The organism is Desulfomarina profundi (assembly GCF_019703855.1).
GTDB classification, from domain to species: Bacteria; Desulfobacterota; Desulfobulbia; order Desulfobulbales; family Desulfocapsaceae; genus Desulfomarina; species Desulfomarina profundi.
Genome location: NZ_AP024086.1, coordinates 649,694 through 664,366 on the forward strand (window position 1 = coordinate 649,694; position 14,673 = coordinate 664,366).

Consider the following 14,673-nt stretch of genomic DNA (forward strand, 5'->3'; position numbering starts at 1 on the left):
AATTATAGTGACTTGTATTTACTGCTGAAATACTGCAGAAGATGGTGTTTCCCGGACTGATAAGAACATGCGGGTTAAACCGCTATCAATAAAGCATTATCAGTTTTTTTTCTTTTCCGACAGTTTGGCCTGGAGCAGGGCGCCGAAGCCACCCATGTTGCTGCTTTTCTTCTTTCTGTCTTTAGATATATAGGATCGATATTCATCCTTTTCTTTCTGTTCCTTGCCTTCCGGAGAGACATAATCGGCGGGAACAAGGCTTATTCGCCGTTCATCCAGGTCAATCTTTTCAACTTTTACATCGATATTCTGTCCTTCTTCCAGCACTTCTCTCGGGTGGTGAATTCTCCGGCCGTTACCAAGCTTTGAAATATGGACAAGTCCATCAACTCCGGGTGCCAGGGTTACAAAGGCACCGAACTGGGCAAGGCGGGCGACTGTCCCCGTGTGGGTCGATCCTTCAGGAAAGTTTTCCACAGCAGAGTCCCATGGGTTGGCGAGGGTTTCTTTGTAGCTGAGGGATATCCTGTTATTGTCCCAGTCAAGTTTTTTCACTATGACCTTGACCTTCTGACCGACAGTGAAGTAATCGTTAACATTCTCCACCCGGCTCCAGCCTATTTCGGAAATGGGAATGAGTCCGTCAACTCCACCGATATCCACAAAGGCACCGAAATCCCTGATGGAGCTGATTTCTCCCTCGACACTTTGGCCCTCGGCAAGGGTTTCTTTCAGCTTTTCACGCATTTCTTCTCTTTCCGCTTCCTGGATGGCCCGTGCCGACAGAACGATATTGCGTCCCCCCTCTTCAAAGCGGCTGATCATGAATTTCATATGGGTTTCCAGGTATTCTCCTGCTGCATCATCCACTCGCCTGAGACCCATCTGGGAGTATGGACAGAACCCCCTGATATTGCCACCCAGGGTAATTTCAAAACCACCCTTTATCTCGGCCTTGACAAAACCTTCAACAGGGATCCCGCCATGGAAGGCTTCTTCAAGATGGGCTGCTGATGATCCGGATCCCAGGGAAGTGGTGAAGAGCATTTCTGATCCCTTTGACTGGAGAAAATAGACATCAACCGTATCGCCCGCTGATCTGGTAAACTGGTTTTCTTCATTTTTGAGTTCAGAGCTGTTCAGAACACCTTCGCTTTTACCACCCACATCGAGAAAGGTTGTCTCTTCACCAAGGGAAACGATAGTAGCTGTTATTTTCTGACCGGGAGTCAGGTGTCGCAGCTTTTTTGTTTCTTCCACTTTGAACAAATCTTCAAAACTCTCATTATGGGACATTGCTTTTTCCTGTGTTGATTTCCTGATGGTGATTTTTTTGAATAAAAGAGCCGGGCTGTCTGACTGCCAGGGACAGTGCAGTATCGTGCTCCAAGAAGACTATTTTTTTCAGGGTCAGTTCGTTGAGAAAGGTACGCAGTTGTTTTTCGTTAAGCGTTGTAAATTCACGTAAAATTTCTGAAATTGGTTTCGGAGTATGGCAGAAGAGGTAGATGGCACGGGAAAGTCCTCTCAGCCTGTGCTGCTGTACTCTGCCATCGGGAAACTCCTGGCGGATAATGAGAAATGTTCCACCATCTCTGAATGTCAGTACTCCATTTTTTCTGTCTGCTCTCTTAGCATGAAAATGCTGCCAGCGCTCTATTTTTTTTATGACCGGCTGCCATAAGTGATGCTGAAGGCCGCGATCACCCCGGTATCCAAGGATGAGATGCTGCAGGGATTGCTGGTGTATTTTCGGAAAGAGTTTTTTTACTTTATGGTGAACCATGGTGGAGCGGATGGCAAAATCGTGGCAGTTCCGATGCATAGGGGAGGAATGGCCGAGAAAAAAGCGGGCGGGACTGAGCGGGGAAAAGGGAAGAACAAAATCTAGGTTTTCCAGGGTTTCGTGGATCTCTTCAGGATTTGTTCCCGGAAATTCAACAATGAGATTACCCTCAACCCGGATACCGTTTTCACAGCATAACTTCATTGCAGCGATATTGTCCATGACCGTTGTTCCCTTTCGCATCTTTTTGAGGAGTGAGCCGGAAAGGGATTCAATACCGATCTGGACCGTATCCAGCCCCCCCTGTCTGTAGGTCTGCAATCGTTCAGGTCGGGAAATGGTTCTGATTTCTGCAAAAAAACTCAGATCGACAGGTTTTTCTGCAAGGCTGTGAAAAAAACTGTCGGCTTCCCTTACAGGGAGCGCATTGTCAGTGAAAGTGAAATTGAGACATTCATGAATTCGGGAAAGGTGTTCTGTTTCCGCCACCATTTTTACACTGTTTTTCCAGCGGTATTTCTTCCACTGGAGATTGAGGTTGCAGAACGAGCACTTGTTCCACCAGCAGCCCCTGGAAAATTCGATGGGCACCAGAGGGATAAACGGCTTATCGGGAAAAAGCGTGGATATTTCCTGAAAATATGGCGAGTAATCAGGCACGGGGAGTGCATTGAGATCCTGGATCTCTTCGCCATCACCGAGATAACTGGAATCCGGTTTTTCGTTGTTTTGTAGTGTTCTCACGAGAAAGAGCAGGGGATGTTCTCCCTCTCCGTCAATAAGGAAGTCGATCTGTGGAAAATGATCAAGCAACGATTTTCCAATTTCTCCATTGCAGGAAGAGCCGCCAAAAACTATGGGGATATGGCTGGCGATCTTTTTTATTTGTGAGGCCATATAGAGAGAGGGGAGGAGCTGGCTGAAACAGACTGAAAAACCTATAAGGTCATAATTGTTCCAGTTGATGGTATCCATCCACTGCCTGCAGCTTTTGCGGATCCGGTCTGCAAGTATATCAAATTCCAGGCTGATTTGTTGAGTCTGCAGTTCAGAGGAAAAGAGCGTCCTCGCCCTCTCTTTCTGTGATTCGAAGAGCAGGGAAGAGAAAAGGGCCTCCCCCGCCCAGCTGCTGCCGGCGATTTCTCTGTATGTCTCTATACCTGTGGCTTTGGCGATATACAGATAGGGATGAAAGGTTTCAACAGTGCAGGTTTCCTGCTCCCTTTCCAGAAAGGCCTTGAGTGTCGCCAGTTGGATGGAGGGACGGTTGAAAATTGACCAGGGCATGGAGATCAGCGCCAGTCGAAATGGAGGCTTACCTGCCATGTTACTGTTCAATTATTTCCGTGTTTTCAGGTGGAGTAAAAGAGAATATCTTTCTTATCGCCTTCTCGTCCAGATCTTTCAGCGGATCAATTTTAATATCGCTGAAACTGAGAACAGTTTCCGTGCCGAAATGATCAAGAAGGGTAATCCGGCGAATAAGAGAGTCCCCGGTGACCCATAGATGGATATTTTCAATCTGGGCGTGGGGGATTTTGGGAACCAGCTTGATAACATTCATCCCCTCGCGGTTACCGCCGATATCAGGATCCGGTGTCAGGACATAAAAATCATCCATCAGTTTGGAATGACCAATAAAAAATGAGTAGGTCAAATCATTCTTCAGTTTTTCGGCGGGGGTGACAATCATTTGATGCAGCTTTTCAAAATACATGGAAAAGAGTTTCCCGTCACTGATGAGTACCTGGCGGTCGGGACTGGTGTAATCCCATCGCATCAGCCCCCTTTTTTTATTTTTTAGAAAAATAGCCCTGCCGGATCCTTTTCTGGGGCGTCCCGTGAGCTCCCCCTTGTCTGCTGGTAAAACTGGAACGAGAGACTTCTGATTGTGTCGATTTTGGCCTGGAGTCTTGCTGCTGTTTTTTCCGGTCCGGAAAGTGATTGTTCCGCGTAGAGCGGATAGGCCATGCTGAGAAGAAGCAGGAAAATGGCAGTGGCAAGGGAAGAAGTTTTACGCATGATCTGTCCGGGCAAGTTGAAGATTGATGTTTTTTCGAAACAGGGAGGCAGCTGTCTGAATGCTTGCTTCGGTAAGGTCCGAAACATAGTAACTGCGCTTTTCATTTGTTTCCATGGCCAGTGCCGACTGTTCTTCAAGGTATTTCCTGAGCTGCATGGCCACTGCAATGGAGGAATCAATGAGTGTGACTTTTTTGCCGATTCTCGGCTGGATCAGGTGGCGGAGTAGAGGATAGTGGGTGCATCCGAGAACCAGGGTGTCCAACTGTCTGTTTTTCAGGCTGTGGAGATATCTTCGCAGGATCATTTTTGTTTCTCTCCTGTTTATCCAGCCTTCCTCCACCAGGGGGACGAGAAGAGGGCAGGGTTGCGAGAAAACACGGATGTCGGGATTCAGTTTTTTTATGGCCCTGTCATATGCTCCACTGCTGATTGTGGCCCTTGTGCCGATGATACCTGTTCGGCCGTTTTTGTTTGCTGCCACGGCCTGTTCCGCTGCCGGGGTGATGACCTCAAAGACGGGCATGTTAAATGTTTTTCGTATTTCATCTGTAGCCACGCTTGCTGCGGAATTACAGCCCACAACGATGATTTGTGCTCCTTTTTTCACGAGAAAATCTGTGTTTTCAAGAGCATAACGAACCAGGGTTTCTCTGCTTTTACCACCGTATGGTGTTCTGGCAATATCGCCAAAATAGATGAGCGAGTGACGGGGCAGGAGGTGTTCGATGGCATGGGCGACCGTCAGCCCGCCGATGCCTGAATCAAAAATGCCGATCATGGGGAGTCTGTTGCAAAAAAATGAATCGCTGTTTGAGCAGTGATCCCGGTAATAAGTGGTTCTCACCGGTCACGGGAGTTAATACTGTTCGACCTGATCTGCACATCTATACCAGAAAAAGCATAGTGTAACAAGCGGTCGGTTTTTCTGCCTGTGGAGTTTTCTGAAAAGTGTGTTTTTTATGTTAAAAAACAAAAAAGAGAGGTTGAGCAGATATTGACAGCGGCCTCAAGGAGAATTAAGTTAGTGCCTGTCCATAAATGGCCTTTTTGCCCGATTTCCAGGTCGCTACGAAAAATAAAAATGCTCACATATGTTTACTATGCTGCGCTTTTTATTTCCTGTGCTCTTCGGAGTCTACGCTTACCTGAACTCGAACAAAAAATCTCATTTCTGGACAGACACAGGTTAGTTTCCAGTTTAGGAAGAGATAAAAATTAATCAATTTTCAATTTAAGTAATAATACAAAATCAGGTGAATACAATGCCGGTTTACGAGTATGAATGCAGGGAGTGTGAGAATGTTTTTGAAGTTCAGCAACGGATATCTGATGATCCGCTTACTCATTGTCCGGAGTGTGACGGACCGGTGAGAAAACTGGTTTCCATGAGCTCTTTTCAACTGAAAGGTGGTGGATGGTATGCAGATGGCTATTCCAGTGTAAGTGGTTCTGCAAAAAATTCCAAAAAAACCGAGAATCCGGCTCCCGCCTGCCAAAGTGGTGGAAGCTGTTCCTCATGTCCGGCTGCCGCTGGCTGATTATGCAGGGGAAGAGAGAGATGATCCTGAATCCGTAATAAAAAACGTATTTTTGTTACGGATTCGGGATTGGGCCTTTTTCAGGCGGTCACTATTGCCATGGCATCCCCGTAGGAATAAAATCGATAATCCTGCCGGATTGCTTCTTCATAGCATTTAAGCAATGTTTTGCGGCCGCAGAGCGCCGATACAAGAAACATAAGTGAAGAATCCGGGAGATGGAAGTTGGTGATAAGATTATCAATGACCTGGAACGCGAAGCCCGGGTAAATATAGAGATCACACCAGCCTTTCATTGCCTTTGGCGAGCCGGTTTTCTGCGCTGAAAACTCCAGGGCCCTGACCGTAGTTGTACCTACTGCCCATATCCGACCCCCGTCTGCTTTTGTCTGGAGAATTTTTTTAACTGTTTCTTCGGGTACTTCAATATACTCACTGTGGATAGTGTGCTTCTCGATGTTCTCTGTTCGTACGGGAGCAAAGGTCCCGTATCCCACGTGCAGAGTAATTGTTCCCATCTGGGTTCCCTGCTGTCTGATCATATCCAGAAGTTCATGGGTAAAATGCAACCCGGCGGTGGGGGCGGCCACTGCGCCTGCTTTTTCAGCATAAACTGTCTGGTATCGCCGAAGATCATCCGGAGTGGTTCCTTTTTCCCTGGAGATGTAGGGTGGGAGTGGAACCTGTCCTGAATCCTGAAGGATCTGTTCGAGTCTGTTTTCATCGGTACAGTTGATCTGGAGCTGTACCTTGCCGTCGGCAAGGAGTTTACTTACGGTACAGGAAAGAGTTGCATTGATGGTAATATTACTGCCGGGCCTGGGACGTTTGGAACTCTTGACCAGTGCCGTTGCCGTATACTTTTCAGTCCTTCTGTCCAGTTTCGGATAATTCAGGAGAAAAACTTCTGCTTTTCCTCCTGTCTCCTTTTTTCCAAACAGTCTTGCGGGAAACACGCGGGTATTGTTCATCACCAGCATGTCCCTGGGGGCGATCAGATCTGTAATGGTATTGAAACGGCGATGTTCAATTGTTCCGGTTTTAGTTCGCAGGACCAGAAGCCTGGAATTGTCCCTTTTGTCGGCAGGAAACTGGGCAATGTTTTCAGGTGGCAGGTTATAATTATATCCTTTCAGAGTAAGGTCATTTTCGGTTATGTTCATGTTGACTTTCACTTTCGGTAGGGGTGTGGACCAGACAAGGGCATAAATACCCCAAAGGCATAAATGGCTGAGCCTTTTGATTCAGCTATGACGATAAGACTGGCGTGTAGATACCATGATTCTTGCTGTTGCTGCAACCAAATTAGAGATGGAGCCGTTTCTTCAGCTTGTTGAACGTGAAAAAACAGCGTGTTTATCCCTGGTGACAGGAGTCGGTCCAGTGGAGACAGCCGTGCGGCTGGCACTTTTTCTGGCAGAGTGCGATGGAAAAATTAACCTTGTTCTTAATTTCGGGGTAGCGGGCGCTTACGTGGGAGAGCCCGGACACCCGGAATATCTTGATATCTGTTTGGCCGAGGAGGAGATTTTCGGGGATTTTGGTTTCTGTTCCGGGAACGGGATTGAATATTTTAAAAGGGCCGAATTTGGAAAACCCCGTTATTCACTGGATCGGCAGTGGCTGAAGAGAGCAAAACAGATACTTGATAATAACAGGATTAATGCCTGGTCAGGTTCTTTTATTACCGTGAACTGCGCTTCTGCCACCCTGCGTCGTGGAAATATGCTTCAGCAGACCTGGAAAGGGCTCTGCGAAAACATGGAGGGCGCCGCTGTTGCCCGGGTCTGCCGTGAATTTAATATTTCCTGCCTGGAAATCCGGGCAATTTCAAACTATGTTGAAGACCGTGATCCCTCCACCTGGCAGCTGGCGGAGGCGTGTGAGAAGGCGGCCCACGCCACATATCTGATAATAAAAAACACCTGAATTCGTGAGCGTTTAATGACAATGCAGTCCCTCAGCCTGGGGTATTCCCCCTGTCCCAATGATACCTTTATTTTTTACGGTCTTGTTCATGGGAAGATTTCTTTTCCCGGATATGGTTTTCAGGACCCAGTTCTTGAAGATGTGGAGCAGCTGAATGTGCTGGCCTTTGAAGGGCGGCTCGATATAACCAAACTGTCTTTTCATGCCCTGGCCCATGTTCTGGATGACTACTGCGTACTGACATCCGGCTCTGCTCTGGGCAGGGGATGTGGTCCTCTGCTCGTCAGCAGAAAACCCTTTGCCTTGTCTGACCTGAAAAAGAAAAGAATTGCCATTCCCGGAAAGTTGACCACGGCGGCCCTGCTTTTTCGCATGTTTCTACCCGACTGTGTTGATCTGGTGGAGATACGTTTTGATTGTATTATGGAGTCCATTGAAAATGGCATGGTCGATGCCGGAGTAATTATTCACGAGTCCCGATTTACTTATGAAAAACATGGACTATATGCCCTTCAGGACCTGGGACAGTGGTGGGAAAATCTGACCGGCCTGCCACTTCCCCTGGGGTGTATTGCCATAAAAAGAAGCCTTGGTGAAAAAACTGCTGTCGAGGTGGATCAGGCCATCAGGAAAAGTGTACAGTATGGTTTTGCTCATCCTGATCATTGTCTGCCATATATTCGTCGCCACAGCCAGGAACTGGCTCCGGAAGTGGTGACGAACCACATTCATCTTTATGTGAATGACTATTCTGAGAATCTGGGTGAAGAAGGTGTTGCGGCTATATCCAGGTTTCTGCAACATGGCAGGGAGGCTGGTGTCCTGCCGGCGAACAGCATGCCTTTTATGGTGTAATGAATATGAAATTAACAGATTTGCCGGTATTTGCCATTGTCGGCGTGGATGGGGAGGAAACAATTCTTTTTACCCGTTGGCTGCTTTCGAGTCTGGAGGCAAACAATCTTGAGACTCTTGTCCTTGTTGAAGGTGAAACAGGGGGGAACGGGACCTGTATTCTCTTTCGACCAGGACCGATGTTGTTCTGGTTACGGGGAAAACAGATTTTGATCTACAGGAAATCAGGGTGAACTGTCACCGGGAAAAAAAGGGTGACCTGTGTTGTACCGGTATGGATCCGGTGAAACGGGAAATTTTTCTGGCAGAATTTTTGAGACATCTGGATAACCTTGTGTATCGCGTTCCCCTGTGGGCCTGTATTCTTATCGGAGGGAAAAGCTCCAGAATGGGCAGTCCGAAGCATTTGCTGCGAGGACCCGATGGCAGATCCTGGCTTGAACGCACCGTTGAAACTCTGCGTCCTTTTGTGACTGACATTATTATTTCAGGTGCGGGAGAGGTGCCCCGGAGTTTAAGTACACTGCGGCGGTTACCCGATGCAGCCGGTACGGTTGGGCCTCTGGCGGGTATTCTGTCTGCTTCCGGATGGCAGCCAATGGTTGGCTGGATCCTTGTCGCCTGCGATATGCCTGATATCCAGAGCGGGGCACTGGAATGGTTGGCTGGACAACGCGCTGCCGGTCGCTGGGGGATTGTTCCCAGGTTGTCTGAGGACGGTTTCCTGGAACCGTTACTGGCCTGTTATGATATGCGGGCGGCAACAGTTTTTAAAGAGCTGCGGACACGAAATATTATGAAGATAAGCAGGGTGGGAGTTCATCCGAAAATATATAATCCTGTGATTCCCGGTGAACTGAGCGGGAGCTGGCGGAATATCAACACTCCTGAGCAGCTAGATGAATATGAGAACTGATTGAGATCTGCCCACATTTCTTCCACAAGTATTGTTGTCAAATACTGACTCCCTTTGAAACTCAGCCAGTCCGGCCGGATTCAGGTAATATGTTTCATTACAATGCAGTCTTTACAGACTTCTATCTTTTCCTTCCAGGTTTTCTTTGCGGCGCATTCACAGACAGTACCGTTAATGAACCAGCAGAACTCACCTGAATCAAACTCCCAGGCGGGACACTTTATCTTTTTCTCTTCCGGACATTTTTTCAGATCCCAGCAGTTCAGTTTGGCAATTGTTTTTCTTCTTTTACGAAAGAGCAGAAAGAGTAGTTGTCGCTCTACATGTCCGGGAATACTTCTCCAACCCTGCTCGTAGCTGCAGACAGCCTTAAGGGAAATGCCGAGAAGTGTGGCGATTTCTTTCTGTGTCTTTTTTAATTTCTTTCTTATGGTTGAAAAATCATTGCTTTCCATGGGGACCCTGTAGGTTTACATTGAAAAAATACTGCACTGAAGTGCTACACTGTAACACATTAAACTGGTGGCTGCAATCATGAGAAACGGGGGTTAATAATCGACTTTTTGTAACCTGGATACCCCATAAATTCAGCCAGGATCCAAATGCACCCGATAAGATCGGTATTTTCCCAGGTACATATGTGTCAGGCCGGGTAGAATGATGAGTCAGATTTTCTTTTTAATTTCGGGAAAAGAAGGATACAATTCTTATTATCATCTTAAGCCTTTGAAAAAGACTCATTATTTTTGGGAGAATGTAGAGTGATAAACTTTGGAAACGAGATTACCGATTTTGATCCGCATTTTAAAATTTTTCACGATCTCATGCCATTCAAGGTCCAGGAGATTCTGCTTGTATCCAGTCTCTATGATGCCTTTATCATGGAAGAGGATGGCAGTCTGGCTATCAGGCTTATCCATGAATATCACGGATTAAACCTGAGTAAAGCCCCCAAGATCACCAGGGTGTCCTCTGCCGTGGAGGCTCTTGAAAGTATTGAGAAGAAGAATTTTGACATGGTCATCACCATGCCCTACGCTGGCGGTATGAATGCCTTTGATCTCGGCGCTGCCATCAAGCAGATAAAACCTGATCTGGCAGTCATCATGGTGGCCCATAATATCCGTTCCACTTTTCCCGACAAGGCTGGTAGTGATGGCGTAGACAAGATATTTCTCTGGTGCTGTGAGGCGGATCTTCTGCTGGCTATTATCAAAAATGTGGAAGATCATCTTAATGTTGATGCCGATACGGGGAGGGCCATGGTGCGGGTTATTATTTATGTGGAGGATTCCCCGCTTTACCGTTCCCTCTTTCTCCCCCTGATATATAACGAAGTGGTACGACAGACCCAGTCGGTGCTTGATGAAAGTCTCAACGAGCGGCATCGACTGCTGCGAATGCGGGCCAGACCCCGTATTCTCATGGCTACCGATTATGAAGAGGCAATGGAGCTGTATAAAAAATATAAACCCTATGTTTTTGGGGTCATTTCCGATGCTCGTTATAAAAAGGACGGCGAGGCAAATCCCGATGCTGGATTTGAGTTTCTTGAATATGTGCGTGGGGAAATCCCAGATCTTCCCCTGCTGATGGTCTCGACAGAACAGAATAACAGGGAGCGGGCGGAGAGGATTCCTGCTGTTTTCATTGATAAGAATTCCCCGCTCATTCGCGATGAACTGCATGACTTTTTTTTGAAATACCTGGGGTTTGGAGATTTTATTTTTCGTCTCCCGGATGAAACACCTATAGGTCATGCGGCTAATCTTCATGAGTTTGAGCAGCAGTTGCGGACGATTCCCGATGAGTCATTGAGGTACCATACCCAGAGAAATCATTTCTCGAACTGGGTCATGGCCCGGGCCGAGGTTATCCTGGCCAGGAGGTTGCACAAGGATTATATCCTGGATATTGAAGATCTTGACAGTATTAGAAATGACCTGGTCTATAAGGTTCATTCTTTACGCAAATTACGGCAGCAGGGTGTGGTAGTGAAGTTTTCCGCCGATGATTATGATCCGGAAATAATGGATTTTGTCAAAATCGGTGATGGCTCCATGGGTGGAAAAGGGAGGGGACTGGCCTTCATGTGGGCCTGTCTGCAGGGCGCCTCCCGTGAGAATTCGGTGCTCTCTGAATACACTGTTACAATCCCGAAAACCTGCGTGATTACTGCCGATGGTTTTGACGCTTTTGTTGCTGAAAATAATCTGGCCTGGCATGAAGACATGACCGATGAGCAGATTGCCGACATCTTCCTTGATGCATCCCTTCCTGCCTGGCTCCGTCAGGAGTTGAGGGCATTTTTGAAAAGCTGTGATAGACCCCTGTCCGTCCGTTCGTCCAGCCTGCTGGAGGATGCCCAGTTCAGACCCTATGCCGGACTGTATTCCACCTATTTTCTGACGAATAATCACGCCGATTTTTCTGAACGGCTGGCACAGCTTGAGAGTGCAATAAAACTGGTCTATGCGTCCACATGGTTTGAAGGGCCGCGCTCTTTTTCCCGGACTTCCAGCCAGAGTGTTGATGATTCAATGGCGGTTATTGTTCAGCAACTGGCGGGAGAGCAGTATGGTAATTTCTGGTATCCGGCGGTTTCTGGCGTGGCGCAGTCCCATAATTTTTATCCGGTCATGGATATGAAGGCCGATGAAGGGATTGCCCATATAGCCCTGGGGGTTGGCAAAACAGTTGTTGAGGGAGAAAAATCTCTCTGGTTCTCACCTGCTCATCCAAAGAAACTGGTCCAGTTCTCTTCGGTTGAGAATATGCTTGAGTACAGTCAGAGACAGTTTTATGCACTGGATATGAATACAGGGGATTGCCTGCATCGGGAAAAATCCAATCTTGTCCTGCGTACCGTACAGGGTGCAGAAAAGGAACTGCCGGTTATTATGCTTTCTTCCACCTATATAGCCAATGAACACCGGGTGCGGGATGCGAATATGCCCGGCCTGAAGATCATGACCTTTGCGCAGCTTCTCAAGTATTCAAAATATCCATTACCTGAAATTTTGACCGAACTGCTGCGAATAGGCAAGGATGGCATGGGTTGTGATGTGGAAATTGAGTTTGCCGTCAATATCCACAAGGAAATTGAAAAGTCAGACTTTTATTTTCTGCAGATTCGTCCCATGGTGACTGGTGGCGAGATGGTTGATGTCCAGATATGTGACCATGAAATTGAAAATGCATTTGCCTATTCCACCCAATCCCTTGGTCACGGCAGTTTTGAGGACATTGCCGATATACTCTTCGTGGATCCCGAGAGTTTTGACGGGGCAAAAACAGGAGTTATGGCAACACAGATCGGTGAAATAAACAGAAGCCTGCAACGGGAAAAACGGCCATATCTGTTGATTGGACCCGGAAGATGGGGGTCATCTGATCCGTGGCTCGGCATCCCTGTGCAGTGGAGTGATATTTCCAGGGTTGCAGCCATCATAGAAGTTCGGAACGGTACAATCAGGGCAGATCCTTCCCAGGGATCTCACTTTTTCCAGAATATCACGTCCCTGGGTATTCCGTACCTGACTCTGACTGAGGAGGAGGGAGCAGTGATCGGCGAGAGAAGGGACTTTATGGACTGGAACTGGCTCAAAGAGCAGTCCCTCGTGCAAAAGACAACCTATATACGTCATGTCCGGCTGGAAAAACCGTTTGTATTGAAATGTGACGGGGCCAAGTCCGAAAGTGTTTTGTACAGTAAAAAATGCGACTGTGAGCAACGCTGTTCAGTTAACGGAAAAGAGATATGGAACCAGAGTCTGCTCCTGCGTGAAGAATGCTTTGATGACTATGAAAACGGCAGAAGTTCAGGCTTTGATGAATAATGAAAGGATCGGAATTCACATATGATGAGATCTGCAGGGCGGAGTTTTGTCTGCTGCAGTCAAGAATCGAACACCTGTTTGTTGATATTGAAATTGCCTGTCCCTACGGTCTGCCCCATGGTGCTGTTTTTCATCAGGCGACCTTTGCTCCACTCAATGATCGTGCCATGGAACTTTTTCTTGCGGCAGGGTATCGGCGAAATGGAAATTGTCTGTACAGCATGCACTGCAGGGATTGTCAGGCCTGTATTCCCATCCGCCTGCATCCCCAGGAGTTTCAGCCAAACCGCAATCAGAAAAGGGCGAAGAAAAAAAATCAGGATATTGAAGGGACCGTTTCAATCTTGAGCGGAGGAGCAGAGGATCTTGAACTTTGTGAACTGTTTCTGCAAAAAAGGTATCCTGGAAGAACAAACAGCGCCGGCGGATACTACCGTGATTTTTTTCTGAATAACATTGTGAACTCAGTGCAGATCCATTACCGGGTAAAAGGGCGTCTGGTGGGAACTTCCATTCTTGATATCGGTGTGAACTGGGTCAATGCCGTCTATTTTTTCTTTGATCCGCAGGAGTCGTGGAGGAGTCTCGGGACATACAATATCGTCCACCTGGTTGAGCTTTGTCGGAAATGGGGTGTCGGGTATCTCTACCTGGGATATTTGATCAGAGAGGTTTCAGCCATGAATTACAAGGAAAGGTTTCTTCCCCACTATCTCCTGCTTGAAAAGAAATGGAGGAAAATTGAAAAATGAGTAAATCCGCAGGACTCAGACTTTTTCGATGTCATGATGATAGCTCTGTTACCTGCCTGCTGTGCAGTCATTACTGCAGGCTGCAGGAGGGGGAGAGGGGGCGCTGCGGTGTCCGCCGGAATGATGGCGGTCGTATTGTCAGCCTGGTATATGGAAAACTTGTGGCTGAAAGTGTCGATCCCATCGAAAAGAAACCCCTGTTCCATCTGCTCCCCGGAAGTCTGTCCTATTCAATTGCAACCCGGGGATGCAATTTTCATTGTGCTCATTGCCAGAACAGTCATATTTCCCAGGTTGAGAGAGGGGAACATTTTTCTTCAACTATTGTAAAGAATCCTGAAGAAGTTGTTGCTGCCGCGGTATCTTCGGGTTGTGCTTCCATCAGCTATACCTATGTGGAGCCAACTGTCTTTTTCGAATTTGCCTACGATTGTTCTGTTCTGGCTGTTGAGCAGGGAATTAAAACTATTTTTGTTTCAAATGGATTCATGAGTCAGCAACTGCTTGAAGTTCTGGTTCCTGTCCTCAGTGCGGCCAATATTGACCTGAAATCTTTCAATGACTCCTTTTACAGGAAGCAGTGTGGTGGACGGCTTCAGCCGGTTCTGGAGACTATCCGTTTTCTGAAAGAAAAAGGTGTCTGGGTTGAGGTGACGACACTGGTGATTCCAGGGTACAATGATTCAGACAGGGAACTTAATGAAATTGCAGCCTTTATTGCTTCGGTTGATGCCTCTATTCCGTGGCATGTGACCGGTTTTTATCCGGCATGGAAAATGAATAATGTGGCGCCGACACCGGTGAGTTCTCTTGTAAGGGCGAGGGAGGCCGGATCAGGAAATGGTCTTCATTTTGTTTATACGGGAAATCGGCCGGGATCAGGGGAGGAAAGCAGTTTCTGTCCGGGTTGCGGAAATGAAATTATCACCCGCTGCGGGTTCAGAGTGGAGAGGAATTCTCTTGTCAGGGGGTGTTGCCCGTCATGTGGAAGAAGGGTCCCGGGAGTCTGGGAGTAAACATTCTCTGTATATAT

Annotated in this window: 15 protein-coding genes; 8 read left to right on the forward strand and 7 right to left on the reverse strand. The window is 47.3% G+C overall.

Annotated features, from left to right (window positions below; genetic code table 11):
- Positions 1-99 precede the first annotated feature (99 nt).
- The 5 genes from rpsA to murI are packed head-to-tail and all read right to left on the reverse strand — an operon-like array spanning position 100 to position 4,589.
- Complete coding sequence (gene rpsA, locus LO777_RS02975; RefSeq protein ID WP_228856078.1) at positions 100-1,296, reverse strand: 30S ribosomal protein S1; 1,197 nt, start codon at positions 1,294-1,296, stop codon at positions 100-102.
- The gene (locus tag LO777_RS02980) at positions 1,286-3,112 is read right to left on the reverse strand and encodes a RiPP maturation radical SAM C-methyltransferase (protein ID WP_228856079.1); all 1,827 of its coding nucleotides are present in this window, start codon (positions 3,110-3,112) and stop codon (positions 1,286-1,288) included. The genes rpsA and LO777_RS02980 overlap by 11 nt, the downstream gene beginning before the upstream one ends.
- A gap of 1 nt (position 3,113) precedes the next feature.
- Positions 3,114-3,596 (reverse strand): LolA family protein, encoded by a 483-nt coding sequence (locus tag LO777_RS02985; protein ID WP_329955711.1) that lies wholly within the window; start codon positions 3,594-3,596, stop codon positions 3,114-3,116.
- The gene (locus tag LO777_RS02990) at positions 3,587-3,808 is read right to left on the reverse strand and encodes a hypothetical protein (protein WP_228856081.1); all 222 of its coding nucleotides are present in this window, start codon (positions 3,806-3,808) and stop codon (positions 3,587-3,589) included. Before LO777_RS02990 ends, LO777_RS02985 begins: the two co-directional genes overlap by 10 nt.
- Entirely contained in the window at positions 3,801-4,589 is a 789-nt protein-coding gene (gene murI, locus LO777_RS02995; RefSeq protein ID WP_228856082.1) for a glutamate racemase, read from the reverse strand. The genes LO777_RS02990 and murI overlap by 8 nt, the downstream gene beginning before the upstream one ends.
- 484 nt (positions 4,590-5,073) lie before the next feature.
- Between murI and LO777_RS03000 the strand changes: the two genes are divergently transcribed.
- The gene (locus LO777_RS03000; protein WP_228856083.1) at positions 5,074-5,349 is read left to right on the forward strand and encodes an FmdB family zinc ribbon protein; all 276 of its coding nucleotides are present in this window, start codon (positions 5,074-5,076) and stop codon (positions 5,347-5,349) included.
- Between the two features lie 80 nt (positions 5,350-5,429).
- Here LO777_RS03000 and queA read toward each other — a convergent pair whose 3' ends face one another.
- Entirely contained in the window at positions 5,430-6,512 is a 1,083-nt protein-coding gene (gene queA, locus LO777_RS03005) for a tRNA preQ1(34) S-adenosylmethionine ribosyltransferase-isomerase QueA (RefSeq protein ID WP_228856084.1), read from the reverse strand.
- Between the two features lie 115 nt (positions 6,513-6,627).
- On the opposite strand from queA, the gene mqnB reads away from it, so the two are divergent.
- Genes mqnB through mobA form a run of 4 tightly spaced genes read left to right on the forward strand, consistent with a single transcriptional unit; the run spans position 6,628 to position 9,049 of the window.
- A complete protein-coding gene (gene mqnB / locus LO777_RS03010) occupies positions 6,628-7,278 on the forward strand; it encodes a futalosine hydrolase (protein WP_228856085.1) in 651 nt (216 codons plus the stop codon).
- Positions 7,279-7,293: 15 nt separating this feature from the next.
- Positions 7,294-8,133 (forward strand): menaquinone biosynthesis family protein, encoded by an 840-nt coding sequence (locus LO777_RS03015; RefSeq protein WP_228856086.1) that lies wholly within the window; start codon positions 7,294-7,296, stop codon positions 8,131-8,133.
- Between the two features lie 5 nt (positions 8,134-8,138).
- The gene (locus tag LO777_RS03020) at positions 8,139-8,366 is read left to right on the forward strand and encodes a hypothetical protein (RefSeq protein ID WP_228856087.1); all 228 of its coding nucleotides are present in this window, start codon (positions 8,139-8,141) and stop codon (positions 8,364-8,366) included.
- Complete coding sequence (mobA, locus tag LO777_RS03025; RefSeq protein ID WP_228856088.1) at positions 8,363-9,049, forward strand: molybdenum cofactor guanylyltransferase; 687 nt, start codon at positions 8,363-8,365, stop codon at positions 9,047-9,049. Before LO777_RS03020 ends, mobA begins: the two co-directional genes overlap by 4 nt.
- A gap of 80 nt (positions 9,050-9,129) precedes the next feature.
- Here the strand turns inward: mobA and LO777_RS03030 are convergent, their stop codons facing one another.
- Entirely contained in the window at positions 9,130-9,504 is a 375-nt protein-coding gene (locus LO777_RS03030; protein WP_228856089.1) for a helix-turn-helix domain-containing protein, read from the reverse strand.
- A 306-nt stretch (positions 9,505-9,810) separates the two neighbouring features.
- Here LO777_RS03030 and LO777_RS03035 point away from each other — a divergent pair, with 306 nt between their 5' ends.
- From LO777_RS03035 to amrS, 3 genes are read left to right on the forward strand one after another with little or no spacing between them, the layout of a single operon-like run.
- Positions 9,811-12,888 (forward strand): PEP/pyruvate-binding domain-containing protein, encoded by a 3,078-nt coding sequence (locus LO777_RS03035; RefSeq protein ID WP_228856090.1) that lies wholly within the window; start codon positions 9,811-9,813, stop codon positions 12,886-12,888.
- Entirely contained in the window at positions 12,888-13,640 is a 753-nt protein-coding gene (locus LO777_RS03040; protein ID WP_228856091.1) for an arginyltransferase, read from the forward strand. The genes LO777_RS03035 and LO777_RS03040 overlap by 1 nt, the downstream gene beginning before the upstream one ends.
- Positions 13,637-14,656: an AmmeMemoRadiSam system radical SAM enzyme gene (gene amrS / locus LO777_RS03045; protein WP_228856092.1), complete on the forward strand. Its 1,020-nt coding sequence runs from the start codon at positions 13,637-13,639 to the stop codon at positions 14,654-14,656. Before LO777_RS03040 ends, amrS begins: the two co-directional genes overlap by 4 nt.
- Positions 14,657-14,673 lie beyond the last annotated feature (17 nt).

Bases quoted from the DNA above. Each gene is read 5' to 3' on its own strand.
- murI (WP_228856082.1), bottom strand. From the start codon at position 4,589: ATGATCGGCATTTTTGATTCAGGCATCGGCGGGCTGACGGTCGCCCAT.
- rpsA (WP_228856078.1), bottom strand. From the start codon at position 1,296: ATGTCCCATAATGAGAGTTTTGAAGATTTGTTCAAAGTGGAAGAAACA.
- LO777_RS02990 (WP_228856081.1), bottom strand. From the start codon at position 3,808: ATGCGTAAAACTTCTTCCCTTGCCACTGCCATTTTCCTGCTTCTTCTC.
- LO777_RS03030 (WP_228856089.1), bottom strand. From the start codon at position 9,504: ATGGAAAGCAATGATTTTTCAACCATAAGAAAGAAATTAAAAAAGACA.
- LO777_RS03000 (WP_228856083.1), top strand. From the start codon at position 5,074: ATGCCGGTTTACGAGTATGAATGCAGGGAGTGTGAGAATGTTTTTGAA.
- queA (WP_228856084.1), bottom strand. From the start codon at position 6,512: ATGAACATAACCGAAAATGACCTTACTCTGAAAGGATATAATTATAAC.
- LO777_RS03020 (WP_228856087.1), top strand. From the start codon at position 8,139: ATGAAATTAACAGATTTGCCGGTATTTGCCATTGTCGGCGTGGATGGG.
- amrS (WP_228856092.1), top strand. From the start codon at position 13,637: ATGAGTAAATCCGCAGGACTCAGACTTTTTCGATGTCATGATGATAGC.
- mqnB (WP_228856085.1), top strand. From the start codon at position 6,628: ATGATTCTTGCTGTTGCTGCAACCAAATTAGAGATGGAGCCGTTTCTT.
- LO777_RS02980 (WP_228856079.1), bottom strand. From the start codon at position 3,112: ATGGCAGGTAAGCCTCCATTTCGACTGGCGCTGATCTCCATGCCCTGG.
- LO777_RS03040 (WP_228856091.1), top strand. From the start codon at position 12,888: ATGAAAGGATCGGAATTCACATATGATGAGATCTGCAGGGCGGAGTTT.
- LO777_RS03015 (WP_228856086.1), top strand. From the start codon at position 7,294: ATGACAATGCAGTCCCTCAGCCTGGGGTATTCCCCCTGTCCCAATGAT.